18 protein-coding genes are annotated in these 19,991 nt (G+C 49.5%); 6 read left to right on the forward strand and 12 right to left on the reverse strand.

Going from position 1 to position 19,991, the window contains the following annotated elements; genetic code table 11:
• Positions 1 to 21: 21 nt before the first annotated feature.
• Entirely contained in the window at positions 22 to 1,791 is a 1,770-nt protein-coding gene (locus tag GWK09_RS04475; RefSeq protein WP_163691796.1) for a Na/Pi cotransporter family protein, read from the reverse strand.
• A gap of 196 nt (positions 1,792 to 1,987) precedes the next feature.
• Between GWK09_RS04475 and GWK09_RS04480 the strand changes: the two genes are divergently transcribed.
• Positions 1,988 to 2,494, forward strand: a complete 507-nt coding sequence (locus GWK09_RS04480; protein ID WP_163691797.1) for a nicotinate-nucleotide adenylyltransferase — start codon at positions 1,988 to 1,990, stop codon at positions 2,492 to 2,494.
• Positions 2,495 to 2,595: 101 nt separating this feature from the next.
• On the opposite strand, the gene nadD is transcribed toward GWK09_RS04480, so the two are convergent.
• The 6 genes from nadD to GWK09_RS04510 all read right to left on the reverse strand — a co-directional run bounded on the left by nadD (position 2,596) and on the right by GWK09_RS04510 (position 7,348).
• On the reverse strand, positions 2,596 to 3,180 hold the full coding sequence (gene nadD, locus GWK09_RS04485; protein WP_163691798.1) for a nicotinate (nicotinamide) nucleotide adenylyltransferase: 585 nt from the start codon (positions 3,178 to 3,180) through the stop codon (positions 2,596 to 2,598).
• Complete coding sequence (gene gmk / locus GWK09_RS04490) at positions 3,177 to 3,794, reverse strand: guanylate kinase (RefSeq protein WP_163691799.1); 618 nt, start codon at positions 3,792 to 3,794, stop codon at positions 3,177 to 3,179. The genes nadD and gmk overlap by 4 nt, the downstream gene beginning before the upstream one ends.
• Complete coding sequence (locus tag GWK09_RS04495) at positions 3,791 to 4,648, reverse strand: YicC/YloC family endoribonuclease (RefSeq protein ID WP_163691800.1); 858 nt, start codon at positions 4,646 to 4,648, stop codon at positions 3,791 to 3,793. The genes gmk and GWK09_RS04495 overlap by 4 nt, the downstream gene beginning before the upstream one ends.
• Positions 4,649 to 4,715: 67 nt before the next feature.
• Positions 4,716 to 5,528 (reverse strand): 3-keto-disaccharide hydrolase, encoded by an 813-nt coding sequence (locus tag GWK09_RS04500; protein ID WP_163691801.1) that lies wholly within the window; start codon positions 5,526 to 5,528, stop codon positions 4,716 to 4,718.
• Position 5,529: 1 nt separating this feature from the next.
• Complete coding sequence (locus GWK09_RS04505) at positions 5,530 to 6,285, reverse strand: 3-keto-disaccharide hydrolase (protein ID WP_163691802.1); 756 nt, start codon at positions 6,283 to 6,285, stop codon at positions 5,530 to 5,532.
• A gap of 10 nt (positions 6,286 to 6,295) precedes the next feature.
• Positions 6,296 to 7,348, reverse strand: a complete 1,053-nt coding sequence (locus tag GWK09_RS04510) for a sugar phosphate isomerase/epimerase family protein (RefSeq protein WP_163691803.1) — start codon at positions 7,346 to 7,348, stop codon at positions 6,296 to 6,298.
• Between the two features lie 145 nt (positions 7,349 to 7,493).
• On the opposite strand from GWK09_RS04510, the gene GWK09_RS04515 reads away from it, so the two are divergent.
• On the forward strand, positions 7,494 to 9,203 hold the full coding sequence (locus GWK09_RS04515) for a GMC oxidoreductase (RefSeq protein ID WP_163691804.1): 1,710 nt from the start codon (positions 7,494 to 7,496) through the stop codon (positions 9,201 to 9,203).
• Positions 9,204 to 9,215: 12 nt separating this feature from the next.
• Positions 9,216 to 9,683, forward strand: coding sequence for an ASCH domain-containing protein (locus GWK09_RS04520; protein WP_163691805.1), 468 nt, complete (start codon positions 9,216 to 9,218; stop codon positions 9,681 to 9,683).
• A 6-nt stretch (positions 9,684 to 9,689) separates the two neighbouring features.
• On the opposite strand, the gene GWK09_RS04525 is transcribed toward GWK09_RS04520, so the two are convergent.
• The 4 genes from GWK09_RS04525 to GWK09_RS04540 are packed head-to-tail and all read right to left on the reverse strand — an operon-like array spanning position 9,690 to position 13,537.
• Positions 9,690 to 10,826 (reverse strand): Gfo/Idh/MocA family protein, encoded by a 1,137-nt coding sequence (locus GWK09_RS04525; protein WP_163691806.1) that lies wholly within the window; start codon positions 10,824 to 10,826, stop codon positions 9,690 to 9,692.
• 8 nt (positions 10,827 to 10,834) lie between these two features.
• Positions 10,835 to 12,064, reverse strand: a complete 1,230-nt coding sequence (locus GWK09_RS04530; RefSeq protein ID WP_163691807.1) for a nucleoside permease — start codon at positions 12,062 to 12,064, stop codon at positions 10,835 to 10,837.
• 18 nt (positions 12,065 to 12,082) lie between these two features.
• Complete coding sequence (locus GWK09_RS04535; RefSeq protein ID WP_163691808.1) at positions 12,083 to 12,526, reverse strand: DinB family protein; 444 nt, start codon at positions 12,524 to 12,526, stop codon at positions 12,083 to 12,085.
• 15 nt (positions 12,527 to 12,541) lie between these two features.
• On the reverse strand, positions 12,542 to 13,537 hold the full coding sequence (locus GWK09_RS04540; RefSeq protein ID WP_163691809.1) for a sugar phosphate isomerase/epimerase family protein: 996 nt from the start codon (positions 13,535 to 13,537) through the stop codon (positions 12,542 to 12,544).
• Between the two features lie 229 nt (positions 13,538 to 13,766).
• Between GWK09_RS04540 and GWK09_RS04545 the strand changes: the two genes are divergently transcribed.
• From GWK09_RS04545 to GWK09_RS04555, 3 genes are read left to right on the forward strand one after another with little or no spacing between them, the layout of a single operon-like run.
• Positions 13,767 to 15,485, forward strand: coding sequence for a GMC oxidoreductase (locus GWK09_RS04545; RefSeq protein ID WP_163691810.1), 1,719 nt, complete (start codon positions 13,767 to 13,769; stop codon positions 15,483 to 15,485).
• Positions 15,485 to 16,132: a gluconate 2-dehydrogenase subunit 3 family protein gene (locus GWK09_RS04550; protein WP_163691811.1), complete on the forward strand. Its 648-nt coding sequence runs from the start codon at positions 15,485 to 15,487 to the stop codon at positions 16,130 to 16,132. The genes GWK09_RS04545 and GWK09_RS04550 overlap by 1 nt, the downstream gene beginning before the upstream one ends.
• Positions 16,133 to 16,143: 11 nt before the next feature.
• Positions 16,144 to 17,058 (forward strand): hydroxypyruvate isomerase family protein, encoded by a 915-nt coding sequence (locus GWK09_RS04555; protein WP_163691812.1) that lies wholly within the window; start codon positions 16,144 to 16,146, stop codon positions 17,056 to 17,058.
• Between the two features lie 340 nt (positions 17,059 to 17,398).
• Here the strand turns inward: GWK09_RS04555 and GWK09_RS04560 are convergent, their stop codons facing one another.
• Positions 17,399 to 19,885 carry a ribonucleoside-diphosphate reductase subunit alpha gene (locus tag GWK09_RS04560; RefSeq protein WP_163691813.1) on the reverse strand — a complete coding sequence of 829 codons (2,487 nt, stop codon included), beginning with the start codon at positions 19,883 to 19,885 and terminating at the stop codon, positions 17,399 to 17,401.
• Positions 19,886 to 19,991 lie beyond the last annotated feature (106 nt).

Genomic DNA, 19,991 nt, shown 5'->3' on the forward strand with positions numbered 1-19,991 from the left:
TTTCCCCTGGCTTGAAATCCCTCATCCCGCATTGATCTCCTCCATGGTCCCTTCCTGGACCAACAGGGTATCAGAGCGGCAATAGAGCAATTCTGTTACGGTTACCATGTTCTCAAGTAGGTCGTGCAACTGATCGAAATCATTGACCAAAGAAGAGGCCATCAGCGGAGTGATCAGGCCCTCCCGGATCAGACTGTCGATGACACTATTTTGCTTGTTAAGTGATTTAAGGGACTTGATCCTGAGCCTCTTCAAATCCTTTTTATAGGCCGAAATATCCTCAGGCGGGATGCTGAGATAGATTCCTCTTAGATGTGTTACCATGAGTTTTCGGTAGAAGTCGTATTCCTTTTTCATATACGGGTTATCTTCCGAGGAATACTTTCGAATGTTCCTGTTAACTTCTCTTGTATACCGGATGATCTCTACCATCTTTCTGTTGGCCAGTTTGATCTCCATGATTCGATTGTTCTGTTTCGATGTCAGTTTGAGTGAACTCTGTGCCTGCGTGGCAAATTGCAAAATGGCCCCGTAGATGGTCTTTACCTTAGTGAGGTAAAGCTCCCGAACATTCACCCCCAGGTCTTCCTGTGTTTTCTTGATCACCTTCCTGGCTTTTACATCTGATCGCAAATCATCCCTGTGGATATTGAAGGCATGGGTGACGATTTCAAAGACGGCATTCTCGAACAGGTGCTTGGACTCGCTGACCAAAGTAGCGATGGCTGTTTCAGGAAAATTTAGCATACCCTTGTTTAGGAATTTGGGTTCGTCTATATCCTTTTCGGGTATACCCCTTACCGGTACGGCCCATTCCACAAATCGGGTAATAGGCTTGACAAACCAGACCAGGACAAAGGTGTTGATCACATTGAATAAGGTGTGAAAAAGGGATATGGCCACAGGGATCGCTGCGGCAGAAACATAGGGGGATTCATTGCCCAATTTCCCGCTGATAAGATCAATACCGCGCAGGAAGGGATAAAACAACAGCAACATCCACCCCACTCCGATCAGATTGAATATCAGGTGTGCCCTTGCCGCCCTTTTAGCCTGGAAGTTCGATACAAAGGCCGCGAGGTTCGCGGTGATCGTGGTCCCTATGTTCTCCCCCAACACCATGGCCGCTGCCAGTTCGAAAGGGATCCAGCCTTCAGCAGTCATCAGTAGGGTGAGGGCCATGGTCGCACTCGACGACTGGATAACGATGGTCAGTACCGTTCCGATCAGGAGGAACAGGAGTACAGAACCAAAACCCGATTCAGTGTAATGCTGCAGAAATTCGAGAATACCCGGATTCTCATTGATATTGGGCATTGCCTCCTTTAGGAACTGAAGGCCGATAAAGAGGAGGGCGAAGCCCACAATGAAACTTCCCCAGTTCTTCAAACGCTCCTTCTTCGAAAAGGTAAAAAAGAAGCCGAACCCTACCAGGGGAAGGGCGACCTCGCTCATGCTTACCTTAAAACCCAGGATCGTGATCAGCCAGGCCGTGATGGTCGTTCCTATATTCGCACCCATGATCACGCTGATCGCCTCCGGCAAGGTGAGAAGGGAGGCATTGGCAAAACTGACAACCATAAGCGTGGTAGCGGAGGAAGATTGGATGACCGAGGTGATCAGGAACCCGGTGGAGATCCCGAGAAATCGGTTGGAGGTCATGGTGGCCAAAATCCCGCGCATCTGGCTTCCCGCAAGCAAAAGCAAGGCATCACTCATCACCTTCATCCCGAAAAGAAAAAGGCCCAACGCTCCCAGGAGCTGTAATGTCTTAACTAATCCGAATTCCATGCTTTTTTATCGGTCAACTCATTCTCGAGAACAATTTAAACTTATTTTTTGAACTTGAATTACCGATCGTTTGGAAGCCCTATATAATATATAGGAAAGATGATAAATATCATTGCAGATTGGAGTCCTTGTTCGTACCTTATCTGTCCTTGAGTGTTAAACTAAATAAGGCATACGTAACACTAAATTCAATGCCATGAAAAAAGTTATTCTTGGTTTACTTGCTCTCGGACTTGCCATCCCAGCCTTTACCCAGGATGTAAAGGTTGAAGAGCTTTCTGAAGTGGTCATCAGGCCGATGAACTTCAAATACCTGAATGCAATTGATTCCAGGGAGGCTGCCGTTCCCGTAAGAATGCTGGAACGTATGGTCGCCTCTTACGACGTCACTGAAGCTGAATTCTATCGGGAAGATTTTGATTTTTACACTGTATCTTTCTTTATCCCCGATGGTAAAATTGTAGCCGAATACGACGCTGACGGAAAGGTCATCAGAACTATTGAGAAATTCAAGGACGTTGCACTGCCTGACGAAGTCAAGACCGCATTATTGGACAGGTTCCCCAATTGGACCGTATCCAAAGACGTTTACCGCGTAACCTACACCGAAGACAATGGCGCTAAAAAAATCTATAAGCTTCTGCTTGTGAATGGCGACAAAAAAATGAGGGTCAAAGTAGACAATATAGGAACCTTCCTGTAGTACCGCCGCTTTTGCCCCGGCTTTATTTAGTGATCATTAAAACAAGGAAAATGAAGTGCTGTCTGCAAAGGCAGCACTTTCTTTTTGTACCCCAGCCATTCTTAACGGTAGAAATTCATCTCATCCATGTACTTCCACACGGACTCGGGTAGAAGTGGTCTGATATTCTTCCCTTTTTTGTGGTTATTCCTGATAAACGTGGAGGATATTTCCATCACGGGGGCATCGATACGGTGGATGTGGTCATGCCCAACAAACCTTTCGGGGACGTCTCCCCCGGAGATACGAGGGTAGACATACAGGTGATGGTTCTCCAGGATCACCTCATAATTCTTCCACTTGTGGAACGTCTTGAGGTTATCTTCCCCCATCAGAAGGGAAAAGATATACTGGTCTCCGTGCTTCTCTTTCAGGTTCACCAGGGTATTGACCGTGTAGTTAGGTTGAGGGAGGTCGAATTCAATGGTGCTCGCCTTTAATTTGGGATACTCCCCCACCGCCTCCTGCACCATCTGATACCTGTGGTGGTCCGGGAGCATACTCTGCTTGACCTTAAAAGGACTTTGGGGGGTGATCACAAACCAGACCTCCTCCAGGTCCGAGAATTCAACCATATGGTTGGCGATCACCAGATGCCCTATATGGATGGGGTTGAAGGTGCCGAAAAAAAGTCCGACCTTTTTCATGGGTTTCCCTCCCCGGGATTCTCTTTCTCGAAGGAAGGTACCACTCCCAGGAAATCCGCGACCATTTTATGGGCTTCCTTCAACGCCTTTTCCAGGTCGTAGTTCTTGATGATCCTGTCGAATTGAGGTGCGGTGGCAAGTTCTACAGAGGCCTTGGCGATCCGCATATTGATCTTTTCATCGCTCTCCGTACTGCGTTTTTTAAGCCGGATCTTGAGTTCATCAACACTGGGTGGTTTTACGAACACGGCCAGGGTCTGTTCAGGAAACTTTTTCTTTATGCGCAAACCCCCTGCCACATCGATGTCGAAGATGACGTTCTTTCCTTCAGCCCACAACCGTTCCACCTCGCTTTTCAGAGTACCGTAGAAATTATCCCTGTACACCTCTTCCCATTCCAGGAAGTCCTCGTTCTTGATGTGACGCTTGAACTCCGATAAGGTCATGAAATAATAGTGTTCCCCGTGCTTTTCCTTTCCTCTCCTGGGCCTCGAGGTGGCCGAGACGGAAAAGGCCAGGTTGAGTTCCGGCTGGTCCAGCAGATAGCGGACGATAGTGGTCTTGCCGCTACCCGAAGGTGCCGAGAATATGATGAGTTTCCCTCCCTCACTCATAAGACATTGAGCATTTGTTCCTTGATCTTTTCCAATTCATCCTTCATCTGTACTACCACTTGCTGCATGGGTGCGTAGTTGGCCTTTGAACCGATGGTATTGATCTCCCTGCCTATTTCCTGGCTGATGAATCCCAACTTTTTACCGTTGGATTCGGAAGAAGCCATGGTCTCCTTGAAGTAATTCAGATGGTTTTCGAGCCGTACCTTCTCCTCGGTGATATCCAGCTTTTCTAGGTAATAGATCAGTTCCTGTTCAAAACGATTGGCGTCTACTTCCATTTTGATATCGGCGACGGCCTTTTCAAGCCGGTCGCGAATCGCCTGCAATCGTTCCTGGTCGAGCTCACTGACCTGCTGCAACAGCAGGTGCAGGTTCTCCAACCGGGTGGCAAAGTCGTTTTCCAGGATCCTCCCTTCTTCCGACCTGAAGGCCTGTATGGCATCCAGTGCATGTTTCAGGGCTTCCAGGATGGCGTTGTATTCCTCCGGATCTACCTCTTCCTTGTCGGTCTTCAGGGTGTCCGGAAGTTTGAGGGCCATTTCCATCAGGCGAAGATCGTCCCCATCTGCAATGGACCTCAGTTGTTTCATATAGTGCCTGACCACCGCATCATTGATCTGTGAGGTGGTCTCGTCACCGGTGATCTCCACATAAAGGCTGAAGTCGATCTTGCCCCTCTGCAGGGCCGAGGCAATGATCTTGCGCAACTCCAATTCCTTTTCGCGATACCCCTGTGGCATCCTGGCGTTCAGATCCAGGGATTTGCTGTTGAGGGATTTCAACTCTACTGTGACCTTTTTCGCGGGCAACTGTACTACGTACTTCCCGAATCCCGTCATGGACTGGATCATATCTTCCGTTTGATTTGGCTAAGATACTTATTTTCACTTGCCCGCATAAGGCCTTTCTTGATCGTCACTACAGTTCCCTTACCCATATGTTGCGGAAACTTACCCTGCTGTTGTCGCCGTGATCCTGTAAACGGATCGGGCCCTTGCCATGCGGGGGGTTCTTGGGCCAGCCGATGTAAGGGGTGGTCCCTTTGATCTCTGCATGATCCTGAACAAGGATCCCGTTGTGGAGGACCGTCATGGTCCCGGATCTGATCTTGACCCCTGCCTCATTGAACTCAGGGGCGTGATAAATGATGTCATAGGAATTCCATTCCCCACTGGGTACAGAGGCCATGGCCAGGGGGATGTGTTGTTTGTAGATCGAGGCGACCTGCCCGTTCACGTAAGTGTCGTTATCGTTGTTGTCCAAAACCTGTATCTCGTACAACCCCTGGAGGAAGACACCGCTGTTCGCCCGACTCTGACCGGCTCCCTGTATCTCGGCAGGGGAACGCCATTCGAGGTGCAATTGAACATCCCCGAATTGTGCTTTGGTCATGATATCCCCGGTCTTGTCCTTTACCGTCATACTCCCATCCTCGTTCAGGTGCCAGACGACTTCAGAGCTGTCCCTCGCCATCATCCACTGGTCGAGGGAGGTGCCGTCAAAAAGGACGATGGCATCACTGGGTACGCCGTTGTTGCCTGTAGGGTTCACTTTGGGCGGGACGGGTTTATAGAGCTCGGTCTCCTCAGGGGTCGTAGGTTCTTCTCCCGAGTATTCCTCGTATACGATCCCTTTTTCTGCACTTTCTGTTTGTGCGGGTTCTACTACACCCCCATCTTTACAGGAGAAAAGGAAGGCAAGGGTTATACATGCCGCTATTTTTGTTCTCATCTCAAAGTCTTTTGATTCTGATATTCCTGAAAGCTACCACATCGCCGTGGTCCTGCAACCCGATCTTTCCCATGTGGTGCTTGCCAAACCCGGGCCAGTCTGCAAATTTGGAATTGGATACCATGGCATCCCACTCGGGATTGTCGAGGGGAAATGTGACGACGTCCACCCCGTTGAGATTCACCTTGCCGGTATGCTCGGCGTAATTCACCGTGATCACACAGGTATTCCACTCCCCGGCAGGCCTGGTGACGTCTTCCGAGGGAGCCACCATGTCATAGAGGGCCCCGGCCTGATGGGTGATCCCATTTTTAGCATCAGGGTGCCTGGTATTGTCGAGCACCTGTATCTCCGGCCCTGTCTCATAGGGCTGGCCATAGGCAGGGTCTTCCTTTACCCCCCAGAAAATACCGCTGTTAGCTCCTTCGGCCACTTTCCATTCCAGTGACAGTATAAAATTGCCGTAATCCTGCCTGCTTACTATGTTAAAGCTTTCCCCTCCCTTTCGCTCCGCCGGAGGAGAGAATACCATGGCCCCTTCTTCTATTTTCCAGTGCTCCGCCATTCCTTCCTGTCGATATCCCTTCCATTGATCGAAAGAGGTCCCGTCGAACAGGATTTCCCATCCTTCCTTGTCATTAACTGAATGCTCACTCACCGCCATCTCCTGTGTTGCCTTGATTTCTGTTTCCGATTTTTCCCTGCATTGCGCAAGGATGAGGCTGGCGCTTACCAGCAAGATCTGAAATGTTTTCATTTCACTCTTTTTATAATCCCAGTATTTTGCGCAGCATGGCCTTATCTATGTCCCCCCCGGCAAAATCGTCAAAGGTCTTCTCGGTAGCTTCAATGATATGGTCCTGAATAAATTTTGCGCCCTCTCTAGCACCTTGTTCGGGGCTTTTGATACAACATTCCCATTCCATGACCGCCCAAACGTCACAGCCGTATTGGGTGAGTTTGGAAAAAATAGTCTTGAAATCGATCTGCCCATCACCCAGGGACCGGTAGCGGCCCGCACGGTCACCCCAGTCGTTGTACCCCCCAAAAGCGCCTTTCTTGCCCGTAGGGTTGAATTCCGAATCCTTGACGTGGAAGGCCTTGATAAATTCGTGATAGTGGTCTATATAGGTAATATAGTCTAGCTGTTGCAGCACAAAATGGCTGGGATCATAAAGGATGTTTACCCTTTTGTGGTTGCCGGTGGCCTTCAGGAATCTTTCGAAGGTATCCCCGTCGTGCAGGTCTTCCCCCGGATGGATCTCATAGCAGACATCTACCCCTTCCTTATCAAAATGATCCAGGATAGGGAGCCATCTTTTTGCCAGCTCTTCGAACCCCATTTCAACCAGTCCCTTGGGTCTCTGGGGCCAGGGGTGCCAGGTATGCCAGAGGAGGGCCCCGGAAAAGGTCGCATGGGCTTTGAGCCCTAAGCGCCGGCTGGCGGTCGCTGCTTTTTTAACCACATCCACTGCCCATTCGGTCCGGGCTTTTGGGTTATTCTTCACGGCCTCCGGAGCAAAGTTGTCGAACATCAGGTCGTAGGCCGGGTGAACTGCTACCAGTTGTCCCTGCAGGTGGGTAGAGAGTTCTGTGATCTCCAGGCCGTAGGAATTGATCTTTCCTTTGAGTTCGTCGCAATAATCCTGACTGCCGGCAGCCTTGTCCAGATCGATCAGAAAGTGTTCCCAGGTAGGGATCTGAATCCCCTTGTACCCAAGGCCCGCAGCCCATTGACACATCCCGTCAAGGGTATTGAACGGGGGCTTGTTGTCTACGAACTGGGCCAGGAATACCGCTGGCCCTTTAATTGTTTTCATGGAATGAATATTAGGTGTTTTCTGAATTAGTCCATTATGTCCCTTTCGGATTTTAGCCCTATATTTATTTGGTAATACCCATCTGGACTCCTCCCAAAGGGATTAAACCTAAATATAGGAATTACCTCAGACTTAAAGAGAAAAAATGCCGGACATTGTGCAAGACAGATTTGATGCTATCGTCGTGGGTACTGGGATCACAGGGGGGTGGGCAGCCAAGGAGCTCTGTGAAGGAGGCCTGAAAACCCTGGTGTTGGATCGCGGGAGAATGGTGGAGCATATCCGCGATTATCCCACCGTGAATATGGATCCCTGGGATCTTCCTAACAACAACGAATTGTCCAGGGAGGATAAAAAGAACCACCACAAACAACTACGCTTAGGCTGGGCACCGAAAGAAGATAACAAACATTTTTATGTCAATGACCTCCAACACCCATACCAGGAGACCAAGAGGTTTGACTGGATCAGGGGCTATCATGTAGGAGGTCGTTCCATTACCTGGGGACGTCAAAGCTATCGCTGGAGTGATCTGGATTTTGAGGCCAATCTCAAAGAAGGGATAGCAGTAGACTGGCCTGTTCGTTATGCAGATTTGGCACCCTGGTATGACAAGGTGGAGCAATATATTGGGGTCAGTGGAGAGAAGCTGGGCCTGGCGCATCTTCCGGACGGTCAGTTTCAGCCTCCGATGGGACTTACATGCCCGGAGATCGCACTTAAAACCGCCATGTCGGAAAAGTTTGATGACCAGAGAATACTGACTATAGGTCGGGTTGCCCACATCACGGATAATACATCAGTTCCAGAGGGTAGAAATCCCTGTCAGTATCGCAACCGGTGCTGGAGAGGATGCCCCTTCGGAGGCTATTTCAGCAGTATCACCTCTACCCTCCCGGCAGCTGAAAGGACCGGGAATATGACCCTCAGGCCTAACTCCATAGTGTATGAGGTGATCTACGACGACCAGACTAAAAAAGCCACCGGTGTTAGAGTCATAGATTCAGAAACCCACCAAAAATTGGAATTTTATGCCAAGGTGGTCTTTCTATGCGCATCGGCTATGGCCAGTGTGGGCATATTGTTGCAATCCAGGACTCCCAGATTCCCGGAAGGACTTGGGAATGAGTTCGACCAAGTTGGGAGAAATATCATGGATCATCATTACCAGCTCGGGGCTACGGCATCTGTAGAGGGTTACCTCGATAAATTCTACAAAGGTCGAAGGCCTAATGGTTTCTACATCCCCAGGTTTGTAAATCTGGACGACAAAACCAGGAAAAGAGATTACCTCCGAGGATTTGGTTACCAGGGAGGGGCGAGCAGGGTCAACTGGAAAGTATCTGTAGCCGAAATGCAGTACGGGGAGGCGCTTAAGGAAAAGATATTGACTCCCGGACCATGGGAAATTGGCGTTTCAGGCTTTGGGGAAATGCTCCCCTATCACGACAACAGGGTGACCCTGAGCCTTAGTGAAAAGGATCAATGGGGTCTCCCTCAACTCGATTTTGACGTTGAATTCAAGGAAAATGAATACAAAATGCGTGAAGATATCATCAGGCAAATTGTTCTTATGTACGAAGCAGCCGGTTTTAAAAACATACAGCCTTATGAAAATGACACAGGCCCCGGACTTGGCATTCATGAAATGGGAGGCGCAAGGATGGGATGGGATCCGCGTACTTCAGTAGTGAATCAGAACAACCAGATGCATGCGGTGCCCAATGTCTATATCACGGACGGGGCGTTTATGACTTCTGCGAGCTGCGTCAATCCCTCACTTACCTATATGGCTTTTACGGCACGGGCTGCCAGCCATGCAGTAGAACAATTCAATAAAGGAATATTCTCTTAACCTACGATCCCTATGAAAAACGCATCAGCAAGAAACCTTTGGGGCGACTTTTTGGACCAGCACCTGGAATACGCCTTTGCAAAAGAACCCAGGGTCACCCATTTTTGTGACAATGAAAAGGACGCAAATACCTGTTTGAAACTCGTCCTCAAAGGGGTTAAACGGGCCACTTCCCACTCCCTTCTCGGCCTTCAATACAGAAAGGAACCTCTTCCCAGGATCGGGGATTTTACCATCATCACAGACTGGAATGGAAATGCAAAATGCATAGTACGGACCGTAGGTGTAGAATTAAAACCGTTTTTCAGTATCAGGGAGTCCTATGCCAAACTGGAAGGCGAAGGCGACAAGTCTCTGGAGTACTGGAAAAAAACTCACTGGGATTATTACACCCGGGAACTGGAACCCTTTGGTCGGGTTCCCCGTGAAAGTATGATCGTGGTCTGTGAGGTCTTTGAAAAGGTCTTTGAACGAAAGTGACCTTACCTAATCGAGCTCTACCCAGACATTCCCCCCTTTGTGGGAGGCCACGGTGGCCTCAATAAAATTCAGGCCACGTACCCCGTCGTTCATGGTGGGGAATTCCCCGTCATTGTATTTTTCTCCCCTTATGGCCCTGGCCACACCCAGGTAAATGTTGGCCATGGAATCAAAGATCCCTTCCGGGTGGCCCGGAGGTAACTTGGTGCCGTCAAGGGAAAGGGCGCTGTTATAGGTATGTCCTGGCTTATAGACCTCCATGGGCTCTGTATCGCTGATCTTGTAAAGGTAGTTGGGGTTTTCCTGTTCCCAAAGAAGGCCGAACTTCTCTCCGTAAATCCGGATGGCCAAGCCGTTCTCCTCTCCGGTAGCCACCTGGCTCGCCCTGATCACTCCTTTGACGTGATCTCCCATCCGGATAAGGGCGGTCCCGTCTACATCCATCTGGTTATCCGCATACAGGTAATTGAAATCGCACAAGAGGGATTTGACTTTCAGTCCCGTTGTGTATTCCACCATATTGAAGGCGTGTACGCCTATATCTCCCATACAGGAACTGATCCCCGCCTTTTTTGGATCGAGCCGCCATACCGTAGACCGCTTGGCCTTATCGTGTATAATGGTGTTGATCCATCCCTGGTAATAGCGCGCATCCACCTTGTGTATCTTTCCCAGTTCCCCGGCTTTAATCATTTCCCGCATCTGCCTTACCATGGGATAACCCGTATACGTATGGGTCACCGCAAAGACGGTCCCTGCCTTCTTGTGGGCATCCCGTAGGATCTTGGCTTCCTCATAGGTGGTGGTCATGGGTTTTTCACAGATCACATGGAAACCGTTATCCAGCAGTTTCTTAGCCATCGGGAAATGGAGGAAATTGGGCGTCAGCACGGCACAGACCTGGATTCTCTTTTCCTCAGGTAGCTTCATCTCTTCCTCCACCAAAGTATCAAAGTCCTTGTAGATCCGATCCGTAGGGACATCGATCTCCCTGGCAAACGCCAGGTTCTCTTCGTAATTGGCATTGAACACGGCTCCCGTTATGGTATAATTATCATTGATAAAAGAGGCTACCCTGTGCAAAACCCCTATGAGGGAATCTCCCCCTCCTCCGAGTATTCCAAGTCTGATTTTCTTCGGCATGTTGTGTTTTATTTTTTGTATTCGATGATTTCGTTTTTAAAGAAAATAGCGAACAAGGCCATGACCACAAAGGCAAAGATGGCCGGGAAGGTCCAGATATTCGTCCAGTCGTGTACGTTTTCGGATACCAGGTACAGGTCGGAGATCTTACCGGCCACCCAGAATCCTATGAGCATCCCAAGGCCGTAAGTGGCAAGGGTGATCAGCCCCTGGGCAGCACTCTTGAATTTCTCTCCCGCCTTGGAATCCGTATAGATCTGTCCGGATACAAAGAAGAAGTCGTAGCAGATCCCGTGAAGGGCGATCCCTATGATCAGCATAAAGGCCAGGTCCCCGGCATTGCCATAGGCGAACAGGAAATAGCGTATGGTCCAGGCCAGCATGCCCGCGATGATGGTCAGTTTAAACCCGAAGCGTTTAAAAAAGAAGGGAAGCAGCAGCATAAACAGCACCTCGGAGGCCTGCCCAATGGTCATCTTCCCGGTCGGGTTCTCCATGCCTATCTCAGCCAGGAATGGGTTCGCATTCTGGTAGTAGAAGGCCAGGGGGATACAGATGAGAACAGAGGAGATAAAGAAGATCAGGAAGTTCCTGTCCTTCAACAGTTTCAAGGCATCCAGACCCAGTATCGTAGAAAGATTTACATTTCCTTCCTTGATAGCGGTGGGCGGGGTCTTTGGCAGCGTAAAGCTGAAGAGCCCGAGCACAGCCGAGGCGATGGCCACCATGAGGAAGGTATTCTTCAGCATCCCTTCAGCCCTGGCTTCTGCGGAGTCCCAGAGGAAGACATAACTGATGATCAGGCCGGCTGCGATCCACCCGATCGTCCCGAAGACGCGAACAAAGGAAAATTCCTTAGCAGGATCTTTCATTTGGTTGAAAGAAATGGAATTCACCAGGGCCAGGGTGGGCATATAGATGATCATGTACCCGAGTACATATGGATAGAAAACAGAAAATTCCGGCGCGCTGTACATCTGGAACATGAGGAAAGCACCCAGTAGGTGCAGGATCCCGAGGATACGTTCCGCATTAAAATACCGGTCGGCGATAAGTCCGATGATAAAAGGGGCGATAATGGCGCCCCACGACTGGGTGGAGAAAGCCATGGCAATCTCTCCTCCGGTCGCTTTCAGATTATCCCCGAGGAACGTTCCCAGGGTAACAAACCATCCCCCCCAGATAAAGAATTCGAGGAACATCATAAAGGACAGTTGCACTTTGATTTTGGTGTTCATATCGCTCTGTTTAGGTTGTTATCGTTTGTAAAATACATAATCGAGAGAAACCGGCTCTATCCCCTGGTCCCTGAAATCCACCAGGATCTGTGCCCGGTGATGCGTAGAGTGGTTGACGATGTGGAACAGCATGTCCTGTACCGTATTGGTGAACAATCTCCCTTCTGAATTGTGGTAATCGATACGGGCTTCGAAATCATCCGTGTTGGTGATGATCTCAAAGGTGTTGCGCTGGTTCTCGTAGTGGATGTCCTTCCAAGTGGCCACAGGGTGTTCCTGCCAGACCTGAAAGGAAGGTTCTGTACCAGTTATCCTGGCGTTCCAGATATGATGTGCATTGAGCAAATGATTGAAAAGGGATGCGCTTTTTTCAGGAATTCCCTCCAGTTTGTCAAAAGCTTCTATCAATTGCTTGTTACAGAAAAAGTTGTAATCAAAGAGTTCGTTGAAGAATCCTTCCATAGGTCTTTGTCTATGTTAAGTCAGTTCTGAGGCTGATTTAAGCATCAAGGCCTTAGTGGCCATGATCCCTTCCTTTTCGCCCAATTCGTTCCCCTCGTATTCTACGCCAATAAAGCCTTTGTACCCGGCATCTTTGACGATCTGCAGCATTTTGGTGTAGTCGATCTCGGTTTCATTCCCCGATGCGTCAAAATTATGGGATTTCGCACTGACGGCCTTGGCATAGGGCATGAGTTCCTTCACTCCTTGATAGATGTCGTACATCTCCGCACAACCGCTGGAATAGTCGGCAGGATCATTTCGCCTTATACAGAAGTTCCCGAAATCGGGCAGAGTCCCGCAATTATCCATATTCACCTCAGACATCACCCTGGCCAGCATGGCTGCATTGGAGGATAAACCCCCATGGTTTTCCACCAGGATGTTGATCCCCTTACCCTTTGCATAGGTAGCCAACTGGGTGAGTCCGTCTACCGAATTAGGGACCCAGGTGTCAGGTTCCGTACTCCCTGCGAGATTGACCCGTATGGCGTGGCATCCCATGGCCTTTGCAGCGTCGACCCATTTGTAGTGGTTCTCCACGGCCTTTTTTCGTTCCCCAGCGTCGGAGGTCGCCAGATCGCCCTGCCCGTCTATCATGATAAGCACGTTTTCCAGGCCGTATCTCTCAGCTTCCTGATTAGACCTGTCCACGAAAGCCGCCATGGCCTCGGCGCTATAATCAGCTGCCTTCAATTCCTTGTCGTAAAGCTGACTTACATATTCGAGCCCGGAAAAGCCCCATTCAAAAGCCTTGGAAGCGAAATCATATGGGTCAAGATATCCGTTCCATATCATCCTGTGAACAGACCACTGTGCCAGGGAGAGTTTAAAAAAGGGTTCCGCCATTTCTGTGGTAGTTTCTCCTTCCTCAGTTTCTTCCTTTTTTCCCTGTTTACATCCGTAAATACCAAGGAGGGAAACACCCATCCCTGCTACCGCTGAGTTCCTTACAAATTTTCTTCTTTTCATGATGTACGTATTGCGATTTTGTAAAAAGCGTTCATAAAACCAACCGCCAGCCTTCAGAATCACAGTGCCAATGGGTTGATGATATTCCGGTTTTAATAAATATCTGAAATGTTGTCAAATCCGTTTTAAATCCTGTTAATTAACAGAATATCCTCAGGAATAAGGCCGTTTAAATGTAGACAATTAATTTTATAATTAATACATTTAGCTCTCAAACTCGAGATAACGAATGAGCAAATTTTATTACAACGAAGAGCAGGACTCCTATGACGCCATAGTGGTCGGATCTGGAATGAGTGGTGGCTGGGCTGCAAAGGAATTGTGCGAGAAAGGATTGAAAACCCTTGTCCTGGAGCGCGGAAGGATGGTGAGACACAGGGAGGATTATCCCACTGCCAATATGGATACCTGGGATTTTCCGAACAATGGAGAGTTACCCCCCGAGGAAGCGGCCAAGCAATTCAAGCAGGCCCGTACCGGGTATACTGTTAAGGCCCCCCATAATTTTTGGTTTGTCAATGACCTTGAACATCCTTACAATGAGACCAAGAGGTTCGACTGGATGAGGGGATACCACGTAGGAGGGAGATCCTTACTTTGGGGAAGGCACAGCTATCGTTGGAGCGATCTCGATTTTGAAGCCAACAAAAATGAAAAGATAGGAGTAGACTGGCCCGTGCGCTACAAGGACATTGAACCCTGGTACAGCTACGTGGAGACCTACGTCGGGATCTCCGGGGAAGCCCTGGGTCTGTCCCAACTGCCGGACAGTGTTTTTGAACCCATGATGGAACTGAACTGTGTGGAACAACACGTCCGGGAGAAAGTCGCAGAACATTTTGACGGAAGGGTGATCACCTCAGGAAGGGTAGCCCACATCAACAGTGATAAGCAATTCGGAGGGGATGGCCGTATTAGGTGTCAGTTCAGAAACCGATGTATAAGAGGGTGCCCGTTCGGCGCCTATTTCAGCAGTAATTCCTCCACCCTGCCGGCAGCTGAAGCTACAGGCAATCTCACCCTGAGACCCGATTCCATCGTTCACGAGATCATGTATGATCCGGATACCAAAAGGGCCACGGGGGTAAAGGTCATCGACAGGCTGACCAAGGAAACCTTTGAATACAAGGCAAAAGTCGTCTTCCTTTGTGCTTCTGCGATCGCATCAGCCTCTATTCTGATGCAATCCCGTTCTGACCGGTTCCCCAACGGAATGGGCAATGATTCGGACCAGCTGGGCAGGAATATCATGGACCACCATCTGGGGGTAGGAGCAGCAGGGAAATACGACGGTTTTGACGATATGATTTACAAGGGAAGGAAGCCCAATGGGGTTTATATCCCCCGTTTCCGGAATCTGGGGGGAAGTTCGAACATGACTTCCTTCAAAAGGGGTTACGGATATCAGGGCAGCGGAAGCAGGGGTAACTGGGATGAAGTAGTCTCCGAATTATCCCATGGAAAAAGCCTGAAGGAAGCCATATTGAAACCGGGGGGATGGACCTTTGGAATAGGCGGTTTCGGAGAGGTACTTCCCTATGAGGAGAACCGCATGACGCTCGACTATGACAAACTGGACCAATGGGGCCTGCCCACGGTCACCTTCGATGCAGAATTCGGTGAAAACGAGTGGAATATGAGGGAAGACATGAAGGAGCAGGCATATGAAATGCTAACCAAAGCAGGTCTCAGGGACGTTCAAACCTTTGACAGGCCTGGAGCACTGGGCCTCGGAATTCACGAGATGGGAACAGCGAGGATGGGAAGAGATCCCAAAACCTCTGTGCTGAATGCTTATAACCAGGTTCACGCCGTGCCCAATGTCTATGTCACTGACGGCGCCTTTATGACCTCAGCGGCCTGTGTTAACCCTTCACTGACCTATATGGCCTTCACGGCAAGAGCTGCCAATCACGCAGCCGAACAACTTAAAAAAGGATTACTGTAATGGACAGAAGAATCGCATTGAAGAATATGGGGTTGGCCCTTGGGTACACCATCGCCACCCCTACCCTTTTATCCCTCGTTCAGGGATGCAAGGAAGCAGACACGGTAGACTGGACTCCGGATTTCTTTACCAAGGAAGAAGGTAAGGTCCTGATCCAACTGGTGGATATCATTCTGCCCAAAACGGATACCCCATCCGCCTCGGAGGTAAACGTCCACGTCTTTATCGACCGCTTTACCAATGAGATCATGGAGGATGTACAGAGGGATATGACACAATTGTCCCTGAATAAATTTATAGAGAAGGCGCTTAAGGACTCCGGAAAGGAAAAGGCCGATGACCTTACTGCGGAAGATCTTGAACCCGTTCTCGCGGCGGCGCTGAATGTGACGGAAGAAGAAGAGATCGAGAATATGGAACTGATGATCAAGAATACCTCAGCCGCTTCCAAAGGCGAAAATGACGCTGTCCCCGATGAGGTGATGCGTTTTTCCTTCGCGAAGAACCTGAGGGATATGACCATCTGGGGATACAAGACCTCCGAATACGTTGGAGAGAACGTCTTAGCCTACCTGCCTATTCCCGGTGAATACATCCCTTGTGGGGATGTGAATGAACTCACAGGAGGAAAAGACTGGTCCCTTTAACAGGATCCGCTTTGAAACGAAGACACTTTATACAAAGAACGGCTATGGCCACCGGTACCCTGTCCCTGACAGGGTTCTCTGTCTTTGGGCGCAGTCGTGATCTCTCTGACACCTTCCAACTCAACTATGCCCCCCATATCGGGATGTTTCGTGAAAGCGCTGGGGAAGACCCCCTTGATCAGCTCCATTTTATGGCCGATGAAGGATTCCGGGCTTTTGAGGACAACGGAATGGCAGACCGTCCTTTGGCCGAACAAAACGCCATGGCTCGGGTGATGATAGAACGGGGCTTGCAAATGGGTGTTTTCGTCGCTCACAAGATCTATTGGAACAGCCCAAATCTGGCATCCGGGGATCCGGATAAAAGGGAAGAATTCCTGTCCCAGATCCGTAACTCGGTAGAAGTAGCGAAGAGAGTCGGCGCGAGATGGATGACCGTTGTCCCCGGACATAAGGATCTCACACTAAATATGGGATATCAGACGGCACATGTGGTGGAGACCCTTAAACGGGCATCCGAAATCCTGGAACCCCACGAACTTACCATGGTACTCGAGCCCCTGAATTTCAGGAACCATCCGGGACTCTTCCTGACAGAGAGTCCCCAGGCCTACGAGATATGCAAGGCAGTTGATTCTCCCTCCTGCAAGATACTCTTTGATATTTACCACCAGCAGATACAAGAGGGGAATCTCATCCCGAATATCGATGCGTGCTGGGATGAGATCGCCTATTTCCAGATCGGCGACAACCCCGGAAGGAAGGAACCCACTACAGGAGAGATCAATTACCCCAATGTACTGGAATTCATCCACCGTAAGGGATTCAAAGGGATCCTGGGGATGGAACACGGCAACTCGAAACCGGGGGTTGCAGGTGAAAGGGCCGTGATAGAAGCCTATAAAACGGTTGATCCCAAAACCTGAAACTCAATAACATTCAAATTTAATTCAGCTGAACGCAACTTTTAAGTTCGACTGCAGTCGCCCTGCGATCCGAAACCTATCTTTCGTTCGTAGATTATATAAAGGCAGACTGTCATGGAATACTACTTCTTACTTCTTTACGTGTATCTCCTACTTTTATTTATAGGCCATACTGCCATCAGGCCCAGGTTCGACAAATAAGCTCTACTCGGGAAAAAATATACCCCGGGAAGCAACTTTTTCTGAGGAAAAGTACTGCCGGGGCATAAATTAATAAACACTATCTACTACCTAAGCCTCAATAGGTACGGGTCCGGGGCGGATTCGGAGACTCTTCAGATCATGAACCGCACATAAGGCAATCGTCGTCTGCCTGACCGGCTTTTGCCTGTGCGATCAACGCTTTCATTTCTTCAGGGGTCATGGGCTCCACATCTACCTCAGAGTCATTCGCAGATGAGGCTTTAACCTGAATGGCCTCAGCGGCCTTAGGATCTGGGGGTGTAGCAGCTATCACCTCCGCTTCGGCTGCAACACTTACCGGCACCTCCTTTTTCTTGGTGTTGTCCAGGGTGAACTTGATCGCGTCTACAGCTGCCTTGGTCCTGAGATAATACATTCCGGTTTTCAGGCCGCTCTTCCAGGCGTAAAAATGCATGGAAGTAAGTTTGGAATAATTCGCATTTTCCATGAACAGGTTCAGGGACTGGCTCTGGTCTATGAAATAGCCGCGTTGTCTCGACATGTCTATGATGTCCTTCATGCTCAGTTCCCATACGGTCTTGTAGAGTTCCTTGATATCCTGCGGGATCCCATCGATATGCTGAACGGAACCATTGGCCCTCATCAGTTCCTGCTTGAGATTCTCATTCCACAACCCGAGATTGACGAGGTCTTCCAGCAGATGCTTGTTCACCACGATAAATTCACCTGAGAGTACCCTCCTGGTGTAAATATTGGAGGTGTACGGCTCAAAACATTCATTGTTCCCGAGGATCTGAGAGGTGGAGGCCGTTGGCATAGGAGCGACCAACAGGGAATTCCTCACCCCGTGTTTTTTCACACTTTTGCGAAGTTTTGCCCAGTCCCAGCGACCAGACAACTCCTCATCCTTGATGCCCCAGAGGTTGTGCTGGAACTTGCCTTCTGAGATCGGTGAACCTTTGTAGCTGGAATAGGCTCCTTCCTCCTTGGCCTCTTCCATGGAAGCGGTCACGGCTGCGAAATACAGGGTCTCGAAGATCTCCTGATTGAGCGTCTTGGCCTCATCGCTCGTAAAGGGCATGCGGAGCAGGATAAAGGTATCTGCCAGACCCTGGACCCCCAAACCAATGGGGCGGTGGCGCATGTTGGAATTCCTGGCTTCCTCTATGGGATAGAAATTCCGGTCTATAACCCTGTTCAGGTTCTTGGTGACCCGCTTGGTTACGCGGAAGAGTTCCTTGTGATCAAAGGTCCCGTTCTTGACGAACATGGGCAGCGCAATAGATGCCAGGTTGCACACGGCCACCTCATCGGGAGCGGTGTATTCCAGGATCTCGGTACAGAGGTTGGAAGACCTTATGGTCCCGAGGTTCTTCTGGTTGCTCTTGCGGTTTGCGGCGTCCTTGTAAAGCATGTAGGGAGTACCAGTCTCTATCTGTGACTCGAGGATCTTCTCCCAGAGTTCCCTCGCCCTGATGGTCTTTCGGCCTTTTCCTTCCTTTTCGTACTTCACATAGAGTTTTTCAAACTCCTCGCTATGGCTGGTAAAAAGTCCCGGACATTCATTGGGGCACATCAGGGTCCACTCCCCATCCGTCTCCACTCGCTTCATGAACAGGTCCGGAATCCACATGGCATAGAAAAGGTCGCGTGCGCGCATCTCCTCTTTTCCATGGTTCTTTTTCAACTCTAGGAATTCAAAGATGTCGGCATGCCAGGGTTCCACATAGATCGCAAAACTTCCTTTTCGTTTTCCTCCCCCCTGATCCACATATCTGGCTGTATCATTGAAAACCCGAAGCATAGGAACGATCCCGTTGGAGGTCCCGTTTGTCCCTGCAATATAGGATCCGGTTGCCCTGATATTGTGGATGGACAGGCCAATACCCCCGGCAGATTGCGAGATCTTCGCTGTATTCTTCAGGGTGTCATAAATGCCATCGATACTGTCATCCTTCATGGCCAGGAGGAAACAGGAAGACATCTGGGGCTTGGGAGTCCCGGAATTGAATAAGGTGGGGGTGGCGTGCGTAAAATATTTCTTCGACATGAGTTCGTAGGTCTCAATGACCGAATCGAGGTCGTTGAGGTGGATCCCCACCGCCACCCGCATCAACATGTGCTGGGGTCGCTCGACGATCTTACCGTTCAATTTCAGGAGGTAGGATCGCTCCAGGGTCTTAAAACCGAAATAATCGTAGCCAAAATCGCGGTTGTAGATGATGGTGGAGTCGAGCATTTCCGCATTCTCAGCGACCACCTGATGTACTTCATCTGAAAGGAGGGGGGCTTTTTTCCCGGTCCTCGGATTCACGTACTCATAGAGGTCCTTCATGGTTTCGGAAAAGGACTTCTTTGTGTTCTTATGCAGGTTGGAGACGGAGATGCGTGCAGCGAGTTTGGCGTAATCGGGATGGGCAGTGGTCATGGTCGCCGCGATCTCTGCAGCAAGGTTGTCCAGTTCCGAAGTGGTAACACCGTCATACAGCCCCTCTATGACCCTCATGGCCACCTTTACGGGGTCTACCAGGTCATTGAGTCCATAACACAATTTTCGAACCCTGGCGGTGATCTTGTCGAACATCATGGGTTCTTTCCTGCCATCTCTTTTTACTACGTACATTTTGCTGCGATTATTTGGTTAGAATACTACGGTTTGTTCAAGTTTACAAAAACTTAACATTTAAAAATTTGGCCATAAAAAGTCCTGAAAAAACAGGTCTTTTCTA

The sequence above is a fragment of the Muriicola jejuensis genome (genome assembly GCF_010671595.1).
Classification (GTDB): domain Bacteria; phylum Bacteroidota; class Bacteroidia; order Flavobacteriales; family Flavobacteriaceae; genus Muriicola; species Muriicola jejuensis.

Excerpts from the sequence above, each read along its gene's own strand:
- GWK09_RS04475 (WP_163691796.1), bottom strand. The coding sequence starts at position 1,791 with ATGGAATTCGGATTAGTTAAGACATTACAGCTCCTGGGAGCGTTGGGC.
- GWK09_RS04480 (WP_163691797.1), top strand. The coding sequence starts at position 1,988 with ATGAAAAAAGTTATTCTTGGTTTACTTGCTCTCGGACTTGCCATCCCA.
- nadD (WP_163691798.1), bottom strand. The coding sequence starts at position 3,180 with ATGAAAAAGGTCGGACTTTTTTTCGGCACCTTCAACCCCATCCATATA.
- gmk (WP_163691799.1), bottom strand. The coding sequence starts at position 3,794 with ATGAGTGAGGGAGGGAAACTCATCATATTCTCGGCACCTTCGGGTAGC.
- GWK09_RS04495 (WP_163691800.1), bottom strand. The coding sequence starts at position 4,648 with ATGATCCAGTCCATGACGGGATTCGGGAAGTACGTAGTACAGTTGCCC.
- GWK09_RS04500 (WP_163691801.1), bottom strand. The coding sequence starts at position 5,528 with ATGAGAACAAAAATAGCGGCATGTATAACCCTTGCCTTCCTTTTCTCC.
- GWK09_RS04505 (WP_163691802.1), bottom strand. The coding sequence starts at position 6,285 with ATGAAAACATTTCAGATCTTGCTGGTAAGCGCCAGCCTCATCCTTGCG.
- GWK09_RS04510 (WP_163691803.1), bottom strand. The coding sequence starts at position 7,348 with ATGAAAACAATTAAAGGGCCAGCGGTATTCCTGGCCCAGTTCGTAGAC.
- GWK09_RS04515 (WP_163691804.1), top strand. The coding sequence starts at position 7,494 with ATGCCGGACATTGTGCAAGACAGATTTGATGCTATCGTCGTGGGTACT.
- GWK09_RS04520 (WP_163691805.1), top strand. The coding sequence starts at position 9,216 with ATGAAAAACGCATCAGCAAGAAACCTTTGGGGCGACTTTTTGGACCAG.
- GWK09_RS04525 (WP_163691806.1), bottom strand. The coding sequence starts at position 10,826 with ATGCCGAAGAAAATCAGACTTGGAATACTCGGAGGAGGGGGAGATTCC.
- GWK09_RS04530 (WP_163691807.1), bottom strand. The coding sequence starts at position 12,064 with ATGAACACCAAAATCAAAGTGCAACTGTCCTTTATGATGTTCCTCGAA.
- GWK09_RS04535 (WP_163691808.1), bottom strand. The coding sequence starts at position 12,526 with ATGGAAGGATTCTTCAACGAACTCTTTGATTACAACTTTTTCTGTAAC.
- GWK09_RS04540 (WP_163691809.1), bottom strand. The coding sequence starts at position 13,537 with ATGAAAAGAAGAAAATTTGTAAGGAACTCAGCGGTAGCAGGGATGGGT.
- GWK09_RS04545 (WP_163691810.1), top strand. The coding sequence starts at position 13,767 with ATGAGCAAATTTTATTACAACGAAGAGCAGGACTCCTATGACGCCATA.
- GWK09_RS04550 (WP_163691811.1), top strand. The coding sequence starts at position 15,485 with ATGGACAGAAGAATCGCATTGAAGAATATGGGGTTGGCCCTTGGGTAC.
- GWK09_RS04560 (WP_163691813.1), bottom strand. The coding sequence starts at position 19,885 with ATGTACGTAGTAAAAAGAGATGGCAGGAAAGAACCCATGATGTTCGAC.